Raw genomic sequence first — 15,832 nt, 5'->3', positions numbered from 1 at the left:
CGGCGGGGGCCTGTGGAGAGCGGACCGCGGCGTCGGTGCCGCGTGCCACGATGTCGACGTCATGAGCATCCTGCGTCGTCTCACGCCCGCTGAGCTCTCCGGGCAGTTCCCCCGCGACACCCTGCACCGCGCGCGCGGCTACGCCGCTGACGGCTCGGTGGTGTCCCCCGAGGTCGGCGACCTCGACGCCACGAGCGTGTCGGCCTCCGCCGAGGTCTGGGGCACCTCCTACGTCCCCTACGTCGTCTCGCTGCGCGCCTCCTCCCACGGCCAGCGGCTGTCGGTCGCGACGACGTGCACGTGCCCGGTGCACTTCCAGTGCAAGCACGGAGCGGCCCTGGCCCTGGCGCTCGGCTCGATGTTCGTGGCCTCGGCCCCCACGACGTGGGAGCAGCAGCTGGCCAGGCTCACCGACGTGCTGGTCGACCTCGCCCCGCCCGACGACGACCCGGTCCCCCTCGCGCTGCAGCTGACCTACGACGAGGGCAAGGGCCACAAGATGTACTACCAGACCGGTCCCCTGCTCCGGCTGCGCCCGATGCGACCGGGCAAGAAGGGCGGGTGGATCAAGTCCGGCATCTCCTGGTCGCTGGTGCCGACGGCCGCCCTGGGCCGCGACCACGCCCCGGCGCAGGTCGCGGTGCTCCAGGCGCTGCACGCAGCCCTGGAGCGCCACGGCGGCTACTGGTACGCCGGTCGCGAGCCCACCGTGGGCGACTTCGGACCCGACGTGGTGCCGCTGCTGCTCGAGGCGGAGGCGGCCGGCTTCCCGCTGCTGCTCCAGCAGCTCTCGGTGCTCCACCTGGCCGAGAAGCCCGTCGCCATGGGCGCCGACGTCCGTACCGGCGACCAGGGGCCGCAGGTGGTCGTCGGGCTCGACCACGAGGGGCGGCTGTGGCACGGCGCCGACGTCGGGCTGTGGGGCGACCCCGCCCACACCGCGCTGCTCGACCACGGTGGGGGTGAGCTGACCCTGGCCCGCCTCGAGCGACGCCTGGCCCGCGGGCCCGCGCGCGTGCTCGCGGAGCCACCCCTGCAGCTGCCTGCGGAGGCGGTCGAGCGGTTGCCCGACGAGCTCGCGCGGCTGCGCCGCCTGCTGCCGCTCGGCTCCAGCGACGGCACGGTCGAGCTGCCCGCCCCCGTCGCGCCGCGCGTGCGCCTCACGGTCCGCTGGAGCACCGCCGACGCCGCGACCCTGGTGTGGGAGTGGGTCTACGGCGACCACGTCCTGCCCTGGTCCTCCGGCGACCGGCTGCGCGACCGGCGCGCCGAGCGCGAGGTCGTCGACCGGCTCCCCCAGCCCCCCACCCCCGAGCGACGCGAGGTCAGCGGCGTCGACGTGCTCCACCTCGCCCTGCTCGAGCTGCCGGTGTGGCGCGCCTGCGACGACGTCGAGCTGGTCGAGATCGACGCACCGGAGTTCCGAGAGTCCGAGGCGTCGCCCCAGATCAGCTTCGAGGTTCCCGACGACGTCCCCGACGACCACACCGACTGGCTCGACCTCGAGGTGACGGTCACCGTCGAGGGCGAGAAGGTGCCGCTGCCGTTCGTGCTGGCCGCCCTGACGCTCGAGCAGGAGTTCGTCGTCCTGCCCAGCGGGCTCTTCTTCCGCGCCGACCGCCCCGAGTTCGCTCGGCTGCAGTCACTGGTCCGCGCGGCGGCCGAGCTGCGCGAGCCCGACGGCGAGCGGATGAGCGTCGGCCGCCACGACCTCGGGCTGTGGGCGCAGCTCGACGAGCTCGGCATCGTCGACGCCCAAGCCGACGAGTGGGTACGCCGGGCGCGCGCCCTGCGCGACCTGGTCGACATCCCCCGGCCCGAGCCGACCGGCGTGGTCTCCCAGCTGCGCTCCTACCAGCGCGACGGGTTCCACTGGCTGGCGTTCCTCTGGCAGCACGGCCTCGGCGGCATCCTGGCCGACGACATGGGCCTGGGCAAGACGCTGCAGGTGCTCAGCCTGGTCGCCCACACGCGCGCCACCACCGACCGGCCGTTCCTCGTCGTCGCCCCCACCAGCGTCGTCCCGGCGTGGGCGGACCAGGCGGCACGACACACGCCGGGGCTGCGGGTCCGGGCGATCACGGCCTCCGCTGCGCGGCGCGACCAGAGCATCGCCGAGATCGCCGCCGACGCCGACGTGGTCGTCACCAGCTACACCCTGCAGCGCCTCGAGACCGAGGCCTACGCCGAGGTCGCCTGGGCCGGGCTCGTGCTCGACGAGGCCCAGCAGGTCAAGAACCACCGCAGCCAGGCCTACTCGTCGGTGCGCAAGGTCGAGGCGCCGTTCCGCCTCGCCGTCACCGGGACGCCCTTCGAGAACCGCCTCCTCGAGCTCTGGTCGCTGCTGTCGATCGTCGCGCCCGGTCTCTACCCCCAGCCCCGGTCCTTCATCGAGCACGTCTCCCGCCCGGTCGAGAAGCACGGTGACGACCAGGCGCTGCAACGCTTCACCCAGCGCATCAAGCCGTTCGTGCTGCGCCGTACCAAGGACCTCGTCGCAGCCGACCTGCCCCCCAAGCAGGAGCAGACCCTCGCGGTCGCGCTGCACCCGCGCCACCGCAAGCTCTACGACACCCACCTGGCCCGCGAGCGCCAGCGGATCCTGGGTCTGGTCGACGACTTCGACCACAACCGCGTGGCGATCCTCGCGGCCCTCACCAGGCTGCGCCAGCTCGCCCTCGACCCCGGGCTCGTCGACCCCGCGCACGGCGCGGTCGGCTCGGCCAAGCTCGACGTCCTGGTCGAGCACGTCGCCGAGCTGGTCGCCGAGGGGCATCGGGCGCTGGTGTTCAGCACGTTCACCGGGTTCCTGCGCCGCGTCCGCGACCGGCTCACCACCGCCGGCATCGCCACCAGCTACCTCGACGGCGCCACGACCAGGCGCGCCGAGGTGGTCCAGGACTTCCGCGACGGCGCGGCCCCGGTGTTCCTCATCAGCCTCAAGGCCGGCGGCGTAGGGCTCACCCTCACCGAGGCCGACTACGTGTTCGTCCTCGACCCCTGGTGGAACCCCGCCGCCGAGGCCCAGGCGGTCGACCGTGCCCACCGCATCGGCCAGACCCGCTCGGTGATGGTCTACCGGTTGGTGTCGACCGACACGATCGAGGACAAGGTGATGGCGCTCAAGGCCCGCAAGGCTGAGCTCTTCGCCCAGGTCATCGACGGCGACGGCGCCACGTCGCAGTCGATCACCGCCGACGACATCCGCGCACTGTTCGACTGAGCGAGGGGCGAGCGGTCCGTCAGCGGTTCCAGTCGGTGCCCGGCGGACGGGCCTCGAGCCACGATTGGAAGCCGGTCAGGGAGCCGGCGCTCATGGCCAGCTCGACCTCACCGGTCGACGACTGGCAGCGGATCACCAGGTGGTCGGGGTACAGCGACATCTGCTCGGCGCCGAAGGCCTCACGACGCCCGTCGTAGCTCAGGGACTCCCGCGCCCAGGAGCGCTTGGGGCGCGGGGCCAGGGAGAACAGCCGGAACCACTCCAACCGCTCACCGGAGTAGCGACCGACCCCGAGAACCCAACCGCGCCCGTCCCCGGAGGGACGGACGCGGTGGCTGAGCTCGAAGGTGCCGCCGTGGCGGGTGATCAGGCGACGACGTACGACGAGCGCGAGGGCGTAGAGCAGGGCGAGGAGCAGCAGGGCACCGGCAGCGTCCAGAGTCCACGCCCACCACGCCATCTGTTCTTCTCGCTCCTTGTCCTGGAGCGATCACCCTAGCGGTGCTGGGAGATCCCTCGGTGAGGGGGCCGTCAGCGGGCCTTCTCCGCTGCGCGGATCCGGACCTCGGCCCGGCGGATGCGGCGCTCGGTCTCGCCCTCGGCGATCTCACCGTCGGGCACGCGCTCGAGCTCGGCGCGGGCGGCGTCGATGTCGATCTCCTCGGCGAGCACCGCGCGCTCGGAGAGGATCGAGACCCGGTCGGCCGCGACGGACAGGAAGCCCCCGTCGACCGCGGCCACGACCACGTCGCCCTCCTCGTCGGTGATCTCGACGACCGCGTCGGTGAGCAGCGACAGCAGCGGCGCGTGTCCGCGCAGGATGCCGACGTCGCCCTCGACCGTGCGGGCGATCACCATCGTGGCGTGCCCGGACCACACGGTCCGGTCGGCCGCGACGAGCTCGACCTGCAGAGCGCCCTCAGAACCGGCCATCTCAGAGGTTCTTCTGGATCTCGGCCCACTTGGCCTCGACGTCGTCGAGACCGCCGCACATGAAGAACGCCTGCTCGGCCACGTGGTCGTAGTCACCGTCGGCAATCTTGTTGAACGCCTCGATGGTGTCGGCCACGGGCACCGTGGAGCCCTCGATGCCGGTGAACTGCTTGGCCACGTAGGTGTTCTGCGACAAGAAGCGCTGGATGCGGCGCGCCCGGCTCACGATGACCTTGTCCTCCTCGGACAGCTCGTCGACACCGAGGATCGCGATGATGTCCTGCAGCTCCTTGTTGCGCTGCAGGATCTGCTTGATCCGGATGGCGCAGTCGTAGTGCTCCTGACCGATGTACTCGGCCGACAGGATGCGCGACGTGGAGGTCAGCGGGTCCACCGCCGGGTAGATGCCGAGTGAGGCGATCTCACGCGACAGCTCGGTGGTGGCGTCGAGGTGGGCGAACGTCGTGGCCGGCGCGGGGTCGGTGTAGTCGTCGGCCGGCACGTAGATCGCCTGCAGCGAGGTGATCGAGTGACCGCGCGTCGAGGTGATCCGCTCCTGGAGCGTGCCCATCTCGTCGGCGAGGTTGGGCTGGTAGCCCACGGCGGAGGGCATGCGACCCAGCAGGGTCGAGACCTCGGAGCCGGCCTGGGTGAACCGGAAGATGTTGTCGATGAACAGCAGCACGTCCTGGCCCTGCACGTCGCGGAAGTACTCCGCCATCGTCAGCGCGGACAGCGCGACCCGCAGGCGGGTGCCCGGCGGCTCGTCCATCTGGCCGAACACGAGGGCCGTCTGCCCGAGGACGCCGGCCTCCTCCATCTCGACGATGAGGTCGTTGCCCTCGCGGGTGCGCTCGCCGACACCGGCGAACACCGACACACCACCGTGGTCCTTGGCGACGCGGGCAATCATCTCCTGGATGAGCACCGTCTTGCCGACGCCGGCACCACCGAACAGGCCGATCTTGCCGCCCTGCACGTAGGGGGTCAGCAGGTCGATGACCTTGATCCCGGTCTCGAACATCTGGGTCTTGGACTCCAGCTGGTCGAACGCCGGCGCCTTGCGGTGGATGCCCCAGTAGTCGGTGGGCTCGAAGGTCTCGCCCTCCTCGAGGTTGAGCACGTCGCCGGTGGCGTTGAACACCTTGCCGAGAGTCGCGTCGCCCACGGGCACCGAGATCGGCTTGCCCGTGTCGGTGACCAGACCGCCGCGGACCAGGCCGTCGGTCGGCTTGAGCGAGATCGCACGGATCATGCCGTCACCGATGTGCTGGGCCACCTCGAGCGGCAGCGTCGTGGTCTCGCCGCTGAGCGTGACGTCGACGAGCAGCTTGTTGTAGATCTCGGGCATCGAGTCGACGGGGAACTCGACGTCCACCACCGGGCCGATGACGCGAGCGATGCGGCCGACGCCCTGGGCGCCCACCTGGTTGGTCTCTTCAACCGTTGCGGTCATGGTCTACTCACTCCCTGCATTCGCATCGGCGAGCGCGTTGACGCCACCGACGATCTCACTGATTTCCTGGGTGATGCCAGCCTGGCGGGCCTGGTTGGCGATGCGCGTGTACTTCTTGATCAGCTCGGTGGCGTTGTCGGTCGCCGACTTCATGGCGCGCTGGCGCGCCGCCAGCTCCGAGGCCGAGGCCTGGAGCATCGCGAAGAAGATCCGGCTCTGGACGTACTGCGGGAGCAGCCCGTCGAGGACGGCCTCGGCCGACGGCTCGAACTCGTAGAGCGGCAGGACGTCGCCCTCCTCGGGAGCCGCCGTGCCCTCGACCACCTCGAGGGGAAGCAGCCGGATCGCGGTCGGCTCCTGGGTCAGCATCGAGCGGAACCGGGTGTAGACGACATGGACCTCGTCGACGTCGCGCTCCTCACCCTGCTCCTTGAGGAAGGCGTCGATCAGCGCGTGCCCGACGTCGGAGGCGATGTCGTAGGACGGCTGGTCGGAGAAGCCGGTCCAGGACCGCACGATGGAGCGCTTGCGGAACCGGAAGTAGGCCTCGCCCTTGCGGCCGCAGACGTACCAGTCGATCTCCTTGCCCTCGTCGCGCAGCTTCTCGGCGAGGCGCTCGGCCTCCTTGAGCACGCTCGAGGAGTAGGCACCCGCGAGACCCCGGTCGCTGGTGACGATGAGGACGGCGGCCCGCTGGGGGTCGTCGGCCTCGGTGGTCAGCGGGTGGTCGACGTTGGAGAACGTCGCCACCGCCGACACCGCTCGGGTCAGCTCGCGGGCGTAGGGCGCTGAGGCCTGCGCCCGCTGCTGCGCCTTGATGATGCGGGACGCAGCGATGAGCTCCATGGCGCGGGTGATCTTCTTGGTCGACTCGACCGACTTGATCCGGGCGCGGTACTCACGCAGCGAGAGGGCCATGTGTCGTCAGCCCCGCTTCTGCTTGACGATGGTCTCCTGGTCCTCGTCCTCCAGCGCCTCGACCTCGGGCTCGTGCCCGACCTTGATCGAGTTGCCGTCGGAGGTCTCGAACTGGTCGAGGAACGAGTCGTAGGCCTTCTCGAGCCCGGCCTCGTCCTCGAACTTGTTCGACTCGCGGATCGCCGCGAGCAGGCCCTCGTGGGAGCGACGCAGGTAGTCGAGGAACTCCTGCTCGAAGCGGAGCACGTCACCGACCGGCACCTTGTCGAGGCGACCGGTGGTGCCGATCCACAGCGAGACCGTCATCTCCTCCAGCGGGTAGGGCGAGTAGGCGGGCTGCTTGAGCAGGGCCATCAGGCGCTGACCACGGTCGAGCTGCTGGCGCGAGGCCGCGTCGAGGTCGGAGGCGAACATGGCGAACGCCTCCATGGCGCGGAACTGCGCCAGGTCGACCTTGAGCGAGCCGGTGACGGCCTTCATCGCCTTGGTCATGGCGGCGCCTCCCACGCGCGAGACCGACACACCGACGTCGATCGCCGGGCGCTGGTTGGCCGCGAACAGGTCGGACTGCAAGAAGATCTGACCGTCGGTGATCGAGATGACGTTGGTCGGGATGAACGCCGAGACGTCGTTGGCCTTGGTCTCGATGATCGGCAGGCCGGTCATCGAGCCGGCACCGAGCTCGTCGGAGAGCTTGGCGCAGCGCTCGAGCAGCCGGCTGTGCAGGTAGAACACGTCACCCGGGTAGGCCTCGCGGCCCGGCGGACGGCGCAGCAGCAGCGACACGGCGCGGTAGGCCTCGGCCTGCTTGGTCAGGTCGTCGAACACGATCAGGACGTGCTTGCCGTCGTACATCCAGTGCTGGCCGATGGCCGAGCCGGTGTAGGGGGCGAGGTACTTGAAGCCCGCGCTGTCGGACGCCGGGGAGGCGACGATCGTGGTGTACTCGAGCGCGCCGGCCTCCTCGAGAGCACCGCGGACGGCGGCGATCGTGGAGCCCTTCTGACCGATGGCGACGTAGATGCAGCGCACCTGCTTGTCGGGGTCGCCCGACTCCCAGTTCTGCTTCTGGTTGATGATCGTGTCGATCGCGATCGTCGACTTGCCCGTGGCGCGGTCGCCGATGATGAGCTGACGCTGCCCGCGGCCGATGGGGGTCATCGAGTCGATGGCCTTGATGCCGGTCGCGAGCGGCTCGTGCACCGACTTGCGCTGCATCACCGAGGGCGCCTGCAGCTCGAGCGCGCGGCGCGCCGACGACTCGATCTCGCCGAGGCCGTCGATCGGGGTGCCGAGCGGGTCGACGACGCGGCCGAGGAACTTGTCACCCACGGGCACCGAGAGGATCTCGCCGGTGCGACGAACCGTCTGGCCCTCCTCGATCTTGTCGAAGTCACCGAGCACCACGACGCCGATCTCGCGCGTGTCGAGGTTGAGGGCCAGGCCGAGGGTGCCGTCCTCGAACTCGAGGAGCTCGTTGGCCATGCAGGAGGGCAGGCCGCTGACGCGGGCGATGCCGTCGGCCGTCTGGGCGACCGTGCCGACCTCTTCCTTCGACGCCGCGTCGGGCTTGTAGTCGGCGACGTACTTCTGCAGCGCGTCCCGGATGTCGTCCGGACGGATGGAGAGCTCCGTCATCGTTTCCTTCTCTCTTGGTTCGTACGTCGTGGGTGAGGCGTGGGGCGGGGCGTGGGTGAGGCGGGGTGTGGCTCAGCCGGCGATGCGGCGGCGGGCGTCGTCGAGCCTGCTGACGACGGTGCCGTCGATGACGTCGTCGCCGATCTCGACACGGATGCCCCCGAGGACGCTGGGATCGACGAGCAGGTTGAGGTGCACCGGACGGCCGTACTGCGCCGACAAGACGTCGGTCAGCCGGCGGACCTCGGTGTCGCTGAGCTCGCGCGCGACGTGGACCGTCGCGACGCCCTCACCGTGGACCTCGGCCACCGTCTTCTGGTACGACGCCAGGGCCGAGGTGACCGTCCGGTAGCTGCCCGAGAGGGCCTGGACGGCCAGGGTCACCGTCGAGGGCAGCGTCTTGCCCTCGAGCAGACCCGAGATGAGCGCGGCCTTGTCGTCGTTGCTGCGCGCGGGGTCGGACAGGGCGTCGCGCAGCGCGTGGTTGTCGGTGACGGCCTGGGCCCAGGTGAACAGCTCGTCGGCCAGGCGACCCGAGTCGCTGCCGGCGGCCTTGACCAGGGCGACGACGCTCAGGTGCTCGAGCGAGTCGGCCAGGTCGCGGGTCGCCGTCCAGCGGTGGGTGACGGCGGTGCGCAGGACCGCGAGGGCACCGTCGGCGACCTTGCCGCCGAACACCTCCCCGACCAGGCCGGACTTGGCCTCGGGCGGGATCGAGCCGTCGGTGGCGAAGCGCCGCAGCGCCCCCTCGGCGCGCAGGGTGGTGGCGACCGAGAACAGGTCGGCGGCCAGGCGTGCCGTCACCTCGCCCGACCCCAGGTGGGAGTCGAGCTCTGCGGTGAGGGCAGCGAGCGCCTCGGCTGAGGCTCCGCGCAGGTCCATCGGTGTCCCCTTCTAGTTCTGACCGGGCGTGCCGGCCTCGAGGTCGGCGAGGAAGCGCTCGACGACCCGGCTCTGACGAGCGTCGTCGTCGAGGCTCTCGCCGACGATGCGGCCGGCCAGGGTGGTCGCCAGCGAGCCGACCTCGGCCCGCAGCGAGGTGACCGCCTGCTGGCGCTCGGCCTCGATCTGGGTCTTGCCGTGCTCGACGATGCGACCGGCCTCGGCCTGCGCCTGCTCGCGCATCTCGGCGATGATCACGGCACCCTGCTCACGGGCCTCCTCGCGGATGCGAGCGGCCTCGTGCCGGGCGTCGGCGAGCTGCTTCTCGAGCTCGGCGAGCTTGGCGTCGGCCTCGGCCTGCTTGGTCTCGGCCGCGGCCAGACCACCCTCGATCGCCTTGGTGCGCTCGGTGTAGGTCGCCTCGAAGTTGGGGACGACGAACTTCTTGATGGCGAAGAAGAGGATGCCGAACACGACGAGCGACAAGACGATCTCGACGAGGTGCGGGAGGAGCGGGTTGAGCTCCTCGCCCTCCTCGGCAGCCCGCACCACCAAGGGTGCGATCAGTGTGTGCATGCCAGGTCCTTCCGGTCCTACAGCTGCGGTGAGGTCAGAGGACGAAGGCGAGGGCGATACCGATGATCGCCAGCGCCTCGGCGAGCGCGAAGCCCAGGATGGCGATCGACTGCAGGCGGCTCTGGGCCTCCGGCTGGCGAGCGACACCGCTGATGTAGGCGGCGAAGATCAGACCGATGCCGATACCCGGACCGATGGCGGCCAGGCCGTAGCCGATCATGTTGAGGTTGCCGAGGTCGCCGAGCGTGCCTTCGATAGCCATGGGGAGGAACATCAGGTTTCCCTTTCGGTTGTGCTGCTAGGTGAAAATCGTGGAGTCGAGCAGGTGGAGCGGGACGAACGGGTCAGTGCTCGTCTGCCAGGGCGCCCTGGATGTACATGGCGTTGAGCAGGACGAAGACGTAGGCCTGCAGGAACTGGATCAGCACCTCGAGCAGGGCCACGGCGATGAAGAGGACCCAGGCCAGGATGCCGACCGGGGCGTAGCCGAGCGGCTGGTGGACCAGGATGTACTCGCCGCCGAGGGCGAAGAGGATCAGGAGCAGGTGGCCGGCGAACATGTTGGCGAACAGACGAAGCGCCAGCGTGACCGGCCGCACCAGGATGTTGGACATGAACTCCAGCGGGACCAGGAGCACCAGGATCGGCCCGCCGACGCCGGAGGGCACCGACTGGAGCTTGAAGTAGCCCACGAAGCCGTGCTTCTTGATGCCGACGGCGTTGTAGATCACCCAGCTCATCAGGGCCAGCGAGTAGACCATCCCCGAGCGGGAGAAGGTCGGGAACTGGATGAAGGGGATCGTGGCCATGAAGTTGTTGAACAGCACGAAGAAGAACAGCGCGAACAGGTAGGGCACGAAGCGCTGGAAGTCGTGACTGCCGATGATGTCGCGGCCCAGGGAGTTGCGGACGAACCCGTAGGCCTCCTCGCCGACGAACTGCAGCTTGCCCGGCACCATCGCCCGCTTGCGCGAGGCGAGGTAGAACAGGGCGAAGACGAGGATCGCCGCGAGCACGATCTGGATCATCGGCTTGGTGACACCGACGACCCAGGTCTGTCCGAACAGGTCGAAGGAGCCGAAGCCTCCGCCGATGGGGGGCAGGTCGAAGTCGGCCGGGCTCGGCGGGGTGAACTCCTCACCCTTGAGAGTCGAGACGAGACTCATCTCGGGCACTCCTTCTCGTCTAGTTGGGGTCTGCGGGCGCCCGGAAACGGGCGAAGGTCTGGAAGAGCGCCAGGCCGGCGCCCAGCAGGATGCCGATGACGACCATGAAGCTGGTGCCCCACCATCGGTCGAGCACCCAGCCGACGAAACCGTAGAGCAGGACGCCGGCCACGAGGTAGCCGAACGCGAGCCACGGATCGCCCCGGGGGGAGTCCCGCGCTCTGTCGTCGGACTGGCTCATCGCGTGCCGGACAATAGCAGCCGGGGGAGGTCATCGCTCACTCACCTCGGACGGGGAGACGGCCTCGTGCACGGGCAGGTCGTAGAGCGGGATCCGGGCACGCATCGCGTGCCAGACCAGGCACACGGTCCAGGCGAGGGCCACGGTGATGACACCCCCGGCGAACCAGCCCGGGGCGAGGGTCTGCTCGAGACCGTCGGCACCGCGCAGCACGACGAGCAGGGCCGCCAGGAGCACGACCTGCAGGGTGTAGGTCAGCAGCGCGACCACCAGCGAGGCCGTCGGCATGAGACCGGCGACGAGGTCGACGGCGGCGAACCCGGTCGCCAGGACCAGCAGCGTGACCCCGGCCCCGGTGAGGGCGCCGACCAGTCCGGCCGAGCCGTCGAACACCGCCGCGAGCGCGGCCACGACCACCGCGGACGCGGACCCGGCGAGCACGGCGACCCCGAGCGCGGCGACGCCGTAGGGGCGTGCCGTGCGGCTCGTGGCGCCGGCGGCGTCACGGGTGTCGCGGGGGTCGGTCGTCATCGTTGGCGGCCGTTTCTGTCGTCGTCGTCGCAGTGCGGACGGGGGCGGGCAGACGGTTGTTCAGGTGTCTTTCAGGTGCTTGTGAACGCTATCACAAGGTCTCGTCGGTCAGCACACGGGGGCGGTGCAGGACGGGCAGCACGAAGGTGAGCAGCAGCGTCACGGCGAACGCGGAGGCGATCGCGACCCACACCGTCGTGCCGGTGCGCAGGCTCGCGAGCGCGGTCGAGAACGCGATGAGGCCGGCCCAGGCCCACATGATCAGCACCGCGCGCCGGTGGGAGTGGCCGATCTCGAGGAGCCGGTGGTGCAGGTGCATCTTGTCGGGCGCGAACGGCGAGCGCCCGGCCCGCGTGCGGCGTACGACGGCCAGCACCAGGTCGGCCAGCGGCACGATGAGGATCAGGATGGGCAGCGCCAGGGGCAGCAGCATCGGCAGGAAGCTGGCGTTGGCGCCGTCGGCCCCCAGCGAGATGTCCTCGGCGCTGAACTGGGTGGTGACGGTGATGGCGGTCGCCGACAGGACCAGCCCGATCAGCATCGACCCGCTGTCGCCCATGAACAGCCGGGCCGGGTGGAAGTTGTGCACCAGGAAGCCGGCACAGACCCCCGCGAGCGCCGCCGAGAGCAGCGCCCCCGTGGTGGCGCGGGTGACGGCGTTGGCGGCGCTCAGCTGGTAGCAGTAGAGGAAGAAGGCGAGCGCGGCGATGCCGACCACGCCGGCCGCCAGGCCGTCGAGCCCGTCGACGAAGTTGACCGCGTTGACGGTCGCCACGACGATCACGGCCGTCAGCAGCGCTCCCTGGCTCGCGTCGAGCGAGATCTGCTGCCCGTCGGGGGCGAAGAAGAAGTTGAACTGGACGCCGGAGTAGACCAGGAGGCCGACCGCCATCACCTGGCCGCCGAACTTGGTGAGCGCGTCGAGGTCGAAGATGTCGTCGAGCACGCCGACCCCGCAGATCAACGCGCCCGAGACGATCACCGCCCGGGCGTCGCTGAAGGTGAACGGGCCGCTGTTGGACAGGAACGGCAGCTCGTGGGCCACCACGTAGGCCGCGACGAGGCCGCCGAGCATCGCGATGCCCCCGAGGTAGGGGATCTCCTCGGTGTGCACGTCACGGTCGCGCACCTTGGCCCTGGCCCCCGTGCGCAGCGCGATCTCGCGCGCGACGACGGTCAGCAGGTAGGTGACCGAGGCGGCCACCAGGAAGACGACGAGGTACTCACGCATCGGCCTCCCTCTCGACCAGGGTCGCACCGAGGGGCTCCAGGACCTCGTTGAGCTGCTCGAGGCTGAGGGCGCCGTGGCGCAGGACCCGCCCCTGGGCGCTCGTGGCGTCGATGATGGTCGACGCCTCTCCGACCGGGGACTCGCCGGCGTCGACGATGACGGCCACCGACTCCCCCAGCATGTCCTCGGCCTGCCCCGCGTCGGTCGCGGCCGGGAGCCCGTGGGTGTTGGCGGAGCTCACCGCCAGCGGACCGGTGCGCTCGAGGATCTCGCGGGTCAGGTCGTCGTCGGGCATCCGGACCGCGACCGTGCCGCGGGTGTCGCCGAGGTCCCACATCAGCGACGTCTGCTGCTTGCACACGAGCGTGAGGGGGCCGGGCCAGAAGGCGTCGACGAGGGCGCGCGCGAACGCCGGCACCTCGCGGGCCAGCGCATCGAGGGTGCTGGCGCTGCTGACGAGCACCGGCGGCGGCATGTCGCGCCCGCGCCCCTTGGCGGCGAGCAGCACCGCGACCGCGTCGGCGTCGAAGGCGTCGGCCGCCACGCCGTAGACGGTGTCGGTGGGCAGCACCACGAGGTCGCCGCGCTGGATCGCCCTGGAGGCCGCCTCGATGGCGGCCTCGCGCTCCTCGGGTGTCGTCGTCGGGTATCGCTCGGCGGTCACGCTGCTCATCCTGCCAGGCCGGGCCGAGGGACCGGTCCCAACCTCGCCGTCAGGTAGCGGGGCCTTCCGGCCAGGTCGAGGTGGTCGCGCACGTCGCTCCAGCCGCCGGCCGCGACGAAGACACCCGGCGCCGAGGCGCCCTGGACGTCGGCGTGCTCGGCGCCCACCACTCCCCCGGGCCGCAGGAGCACGCGCGCACGCTGCTCCAGGACCCGGATGGCGTCGAGCCCGTCGGCCCCCGAGAACAGCGCCAGGTGGGGGTCGTGGTCGCGCGCCTCGGGCGCCACGGACTCCCACGCCTCCAGGGGGATGTAGGGGGGGTTGCACACGACCACGTCGACGGTGCCGACCAGGTCGTCGAACGCGGTCGCCATCGACCCCGCGCGCAGGTCGACGCCGGTGCCCTCGAGGTTGCGCCCGGCCCACGCCAGCGCCTGCTCGTCGAGCTCGACGGCGTGCACCTGCGCGTGCGGCACCTCGTGGGCCACGGCCTTGGCGATCGCACCGGAGCCGGTGCACAGGTCGACCACGACCGGGTGCGCGAGCCCTGCGGCCGCCTCGACGGCCCAGCCCGCCAGCAGCTCGGTCTCGGGTCGCGGCACGAAGACGCCGGGCCCGACCCGGAGGTCGACGTGACGGAACCCGGCGACCCCGGTCAGGTGCTGCAGGGGCTCGCGCCCGGCCCGCCGGGCCACCAGGACGTCGTACGACGCCAGCGACGTCGCGTCGACCTCGTCGACCAGGGGCAGGGCGCCTCGCGAGGTGCCGAGGACGTGGGCCAGCAGCTCGGCGGCGTCGTGCTCGGGGCTCGCGACCCCGCCGGCCCGCAGCTGACGGGTCGCGGCCGCGAGCACGTCACGGCGGCTCGCCGGGCCGGTCACTGCTCGAGCGCCTCGAGCCGGGCGGCGAGGTCGGCGTCGACGCACGAGTCGAGCACCGGCTTGAGGTCGCCGTCGAGGACCTGGTCGAGGTTGTAGGCCTTGTAGCCGGTGCGGTGGTCGGAGATGCGGTTCTCGGGGTAGTTGTAGGTGCGGATCCGCTCGGAGCGGTCGACCGTGCGGACCTGGCTGCGCCGGGCGTCGCTGGCCTCGGCGTCGGCGGCCTCCTGCGCGGCGGCCAGCAGCCGCGCGCGCAGGATCCGCATCGCCGACTCCTTGTTCTGCAGCTGGCTCTTCTCGTTCTGGCAGCTGGCGACGATGCCGGTCGGCAGGTGCGTGATGCGCACGGCCGAGTCGGTCGTGTTGACGCTCTGACCGCCGGGTCCACTGCTGCGGTAGACGTCGATGCGCAGGTCGTGGTCGTTGATCTCGACGTCGACCTGCTCGGCCTCGGGCAGGACCAGGACCCCCGCGGCGCTGGTGTGCACGCGACCCTGCGACTCGGTCACGGGGACGCGCTGCACCCGGTGCACGCCGCCCTCGAACTTGAGCATCCCGAACGGCGCCCCGCCCGGCTCGACGGCGCCCTTGGCCTTGACCGCCACCGTGACCGACTTGTAGCCGCCGAGGTCGGACTCGGTGGCGTCGATGACCTCGACCGACCACCCGGCGCGCTCGGCGTAGCGCGAGTACATGCGCAGCAGGTCGGCGGCGAACAGTGCCGACTCCTCACCACCCTCCCCGGACTTGATCTCCAGGATCGTGTCGTTGGCGTCGGCCGGGTCGCGCGGCACCAGCAGGCGCCGCAGCCGCTCCTCGGCCACGGGCAGCCGGGCCTCGAGCGAGGCGGCCTCCTCGGCGAACGAGTCGTCCTCGCCGGCGAGCTCGCGCGCCGCCTCGAGGTCGTCGCCCAGCGCGGTCCAGTCGCGCCAGGCGCCGATGATCGCGCTCAGCTCGGCGTAGCGCCGGTTGAGCTGCTTGGCCAGGCGTGCGTCGGCGTGGGTCTCGGGCTCGCCGAGGCGCGCCTCGATGTCACGGTGCTCGGCGAGCAGGCCCTCGACGGCGTCGAACATGGTGATCTCCTGGGGTGGCACGGACGGGACCGGAAAAACGCCGACGCCGACCCCCGCCACGGCGGGGGTCGGCGTCGGGAGGTCGCTACTTCTCGGCGTCGGCCGGGGCCTTCTTCTTGTAACGGGCCTCGAAGCGGGCCACGCGGCCGCCGGTGTCGAGGATCTTCTGCTTGCCCGTGTAGAACGGGTGGCACTGCGAGCACACGTCGGACTTGATGACGCCGGAGGCGACGGTGCTGTGCGTGGTGAACGACGCGCCGCAGGTGCAGGTGACCTCGGTGACGACGTAGTCGGGGTGGGTGTCGGGCTTCATGATGTCCTCTCGGTCCGTCCCGGGTCGGCGCGCGGCGCGCGTCGTGAACCGGGACCAGGTGACATCGTAGTGAACCGGGGTGCCGGGGGGATAATTCCGCACCCCCGCT

General features: G+C 70.9%; 17 protein-coding genes. 1 reads left to right on the top strand and 16 read right to left on the bottom strand.

The features are described 5' to 3' along the window. The first annotated feature begins 61 nt into the window (after window positions 1-61). Complete coding sequence (locus tag FZC61_RS14125) at window positions 62-3,223, top strand: DEAD/DEAH box helicase (protein ID WP_148614811.1); 3,162 nt, start codon at window positions 62-64, stop codon at window positions 3,221-3,223. A gap of 19 nt (window positions 3,224-3,242) precedes the next feature. On the opposite strand, the gene FZC61_RS14120 is transcribed toward FZC61_RS14125, so the two are convergent. The 16 genes from FZC61_RS14120 to rpmE all read right to left on the bottom strand — a co-directional run bounded on the left by FZC61_RS14120 (window position 3,243) and on the right by rpmE (window position 15,723). Continuing rightward, window positions 3,243-3,683: a DUF2550 domain-containing protein gene (locus tag FZC61_RS14120; protein ID WP_148614810.1), complete on the bottom strand. Its 441-nt coding sequence runs from the start codon at window positions 3,681-3,683 to the stop codon at window positions 3,243-3,245. A gap of 71 nt (window positions 3,684-3,754) precedes the next feature. After that, entirely contained in the window at window positions 3,755-4,156 is a 402-nt protein-coding gene (locus tag FZC61_RS14115; protein ID WP_148614809.1) for a F0F1 ATP synthase subunit epsilon, read from the bottom strand. A 1-nt stretch (window position 4,157) separates the two neighbouring features. Continuing rightward, the gene (gene atpD / locus FZC61_RS14110) at window positions 4,158-5,612 is read right to left on the bottom strand and encodes a F0F1 ATP synthase subunit beta (RefSeq protein ID WP_148614808.1); all 1,455 of its coding nucleotides are present in this window, start codon (window positions 5,610-5,612) and stop codon (window positions 4,158-4,160) included. Window positions 5,613-5,615: 3 nt separating this feature from the next. After that, complete coding sequence (locus tag FZC61_RS14105) at window positions 5,616-6,530, bottom strand: F0F1 ATP synthase subunit gamma (RefSeq protein ID WP_148614807.1); 915 nt, start codon at window positions 6,528-6,530, stop codon at window positions 5,616-5,618. 6 nt (window positions 6,531-6,536) lie between these two features. Beyond that, entirely contained in the window at window positions 6,537-8,168 is a 1,632-nt protein-coding gene (gene atpA / locus FZC61_RS14100) for a F0F1 ATP synthase subunit alpha (protein WP_148614806.1), read from the bottom strand. Window positions 8,169-8,240: 72 nt separating this feature from the next. Beyond that, a complete protein-coding gene (locus tag FZC61_RS14095; RefSeq protein ID WP_148614805.1) occupies window positions 8,241-9,050 on the bottom strand; it encodes a F0F1 ATP synthase subunit delta in 810 nt (269 codons plus the stop codon). 12 nt (window positions 9,051-9,062) lie between these two features. Next, a complete protein-coding gene (locus FZC61_RS14090; RefSeq protein ID WP_148614804.1) occupies window positions 9,063-9,626 on the bottom strand; it encodes a F0F1 ATP synthase subunit B in 564 nt (187 codons plus the stop codon). Window positions 9,627-9,660: 34 nt separating this feature from the next. Then, on the bottom strand, window positions 9,661-9,900 hold the full coding sequence (atpE, locus tag FZC61_RS14085; RefSeq protein WP_425465820.1) for an ATP synthase F0 subunit C: 240 nt from the start codon (window positions 9,898-9,900) through the stop codon (window positions 9,661-9,663). 70 nt (window positions 9,901-9,970) lie between these two features. Then, entirely contained in the window at window positions 9,971-10,792 is an 822-nt protein-coding gene (gene atpB, locus FZC61_RS14080) for a F0F1 ATP synthase subunit A (protein WP_148614803.1), read from the bottom strand. A 19-nt stretch (window positions 10,793-10,811) separates the two neighbouring features. Further along, a complete protein-coding gene (locus tag FZC61_RS14075) occupies window positions 10,812-11,033 on the bottom strand; it encodes a hypothetical protein (protein WP_148614802.1) in 222 nt (73 codons plus the stop codon). 30 nt (window positions 11,034-11,063) lie between these two features. After that, complete coding sequence (locus tag FZC61_RS14070) at window positions 11,064-11,564, bottom strand: hypothetical protein (protein ID WP_148614801.1); 501 nt, start codon at window positions 11,562-11,564, stop codon at window positions 11,064-11,066. Window positions 11,565-11,655: 91 nt separating this feature from the next. Then, window positions 11,656-12,795 (bottom strand): glycosyltransferase family 4 protein, encoded by a 1,140-nt coding sequence (locus FZC61_RS14065; RefSeq protein ID WP_148614800.1) that lies wholly within the window; start codon window positions 12,793-12,795, stop codon window positions 11,656-11,658. Further along, window positions 12,788-13,459 (bottom strand): L-threonylcarbamoyladenylate synthase, encoded by a 672-nt coding sequence (locus tag FZC61_RS14060; RefSeq protein WP_246142693.1) that lies wholly within the window; start codon window positions 13,457-13,459, stop codon window positions 12,788-12,790. The genes FZC61_RS14065 and FZC61_RS14060 overlap by 8 nt, the downstream gene beginning before the upstream one ends. Before the next feature lie 5 nt (window positions 13,460-13,464). After that, a complete protein-coding gene (gene prmC / locus FZC61_RS14055; protein WP_148614798.1) occupies window positions 13,465-14,340 on the bottom strand; it encodes a peptide chain release factor N(5)-glutamine methyltransferase in 876 nt (291 codons plus the stop codon). Continuing rightward, window positions 14,337-15,410, bottom strand: coding sequence for a peptide chain release factor 1 (gene prfA / locus FZC61_RS14050; RefSeq protein ID WP_148614797.1), 1,074 nt, complete (start codon window positions 15,408-15,410; stop codon window positions 14,337-14,339). The genes prmC and prfA overlap by 4 nt, the downstream gene beginning before the upstream one ends. A gap of 85 nt (window positions 15,411-15,495) precedes the next feature. After that, the gene (gene rpmE, locus FZC61_RS14045) at window positions 15,496-15,723 is read right to left on the bottom strand and encodes a 50S ribosomal protein L31 (protein ID WP_148614796.1); all 228 of its coding nucleotides are present in this window, start codon (window positions 15,721-15,723) and stop codon (window positions 15,496-15,498) included. Window positions 15,724-15,832 lie beyond the last annotated feature (109 nt).

Origin of the sequence: Nocardioides rubriscoriae, assembly GCF_008087085.1 — a bacterium.
In the GTDB taxonomy this organism is placed as follows: Bacteria; Actinomycetota; Actinomycetes; order Propionibacteriales; family Nocardioidaceae; genus Nocardioides; species Nocardioides rubriscoriae.
The sequence above is the reverse complement of the archived record's forward strand: the minus strand, read 5'-3'. Positions and strand labels throughout refer to the sequence as shown.

Bases quoted from the DNA above. Each gene is read 5' to 3' on its own strand.
- FZC61_RS14115 (WP_148614809.1), bottom strand. From the start codon at position 4,156: ATGGCCGGTTCTGAGGGCGCTCTGCAGGTCGAGCTCGTCGCGGCCGAC.
- FZC61_RS14075 (WP_148614802.1), bottom strand. From the start codon at position 11,033: ATGAGCCAGTCCGACGACAGAGCGCGGGACTCCCCCCGGGGCGATCCG.
- FZC61_RS14125 (WP_148614811.1), top strand. From the start codon at position 62: ATGAGCATCCTGCGTCGTCTCACGCCCGCTGAGCTCTCCGGGCAGTTC.
- prfA (WP_148614797.1), bottom strand. From the start codon at position 15,410: ATGTTCGACGCCGTCGAGGGCCTGCTCGCCGAGCACCGTGACATCGAG.
- atpD (WP_148614808.1), bottom strand. From the start codon at position 5,612: ATGACCGCAACGGTTGAAGAGACCAACCAGGTGGGCGCCCAGGGCGTC.
- FZC61_RS14105 (WP_148614807.1), bottom strand. From the start codon at position 6,530: ATGGCCCTCTCGCTGCGTGAGTACCGCGCCCGGATCAAGTCGGTCGAG.
- FZC61_RS14090 (WP_148614804.1), bottom strand. From the start codon at position 9,626: ATGCACACACTGATCGCACCCTTGGTGGTGCGGGCTGCCGAGGAGGGC.
- FZC61_RS14065 (WP_148614800.1), bottom strand. From the start codon at position 12,795: ATGCGTGAGTACCTCGTCGTCTTCCTGGTGGCCGCCTCGGTCACCTAC.
- FZC61_RS14120 (WP_148614810.1), bottom strand. From the start codon at position 3,683: ATGGCGTGGTGGGCGTGGACTCTGGACGCTGCCGGTGCCCTGCTGCTC.
- rpmE (WP_148614796.1), bottom strand. From the start codon at position 15,723: ATGAAGCCCGACACCCACCCCGACTACGTCGTCACCGAGGTCACCTGC.
- atpB (WP_148614803.1), bottom strand. From the start codon at position 10,792: ATGAGTCTCGTCTCGACTCTCAAGGGTGAGGAGTTCACCCCGCCGAGC.
- atpA (WP_148614806.1), bottom strand. From the start codon at position 8,168: ATGACGGAGCTCTCCATCCGTCCGGACGACATCCGGGACGCGCTGCAG.
- FZC61_RS14070 (WP_148614801.1), bottom strand. From the start codon at position 11,564: ATGACGACCGACCCCCGCGACACCCGTGACGCCGCCGGCGCCACGAGC.
- FZC61_RS14095 (WP_148614805.1), bottom strand. From the start codon at position 9,050: ATGGACCTGCGCGGAGCCTCAGCCGAGGCGCTCGCTGCCCTCACCGCA.
- atpE (WP_425465820.1), bottom strand. From the start codon at position 9,900: ATGTTCCTCCCCATGGCTATCGAAGGCACGCTCGGCGACCTCGGCAAC.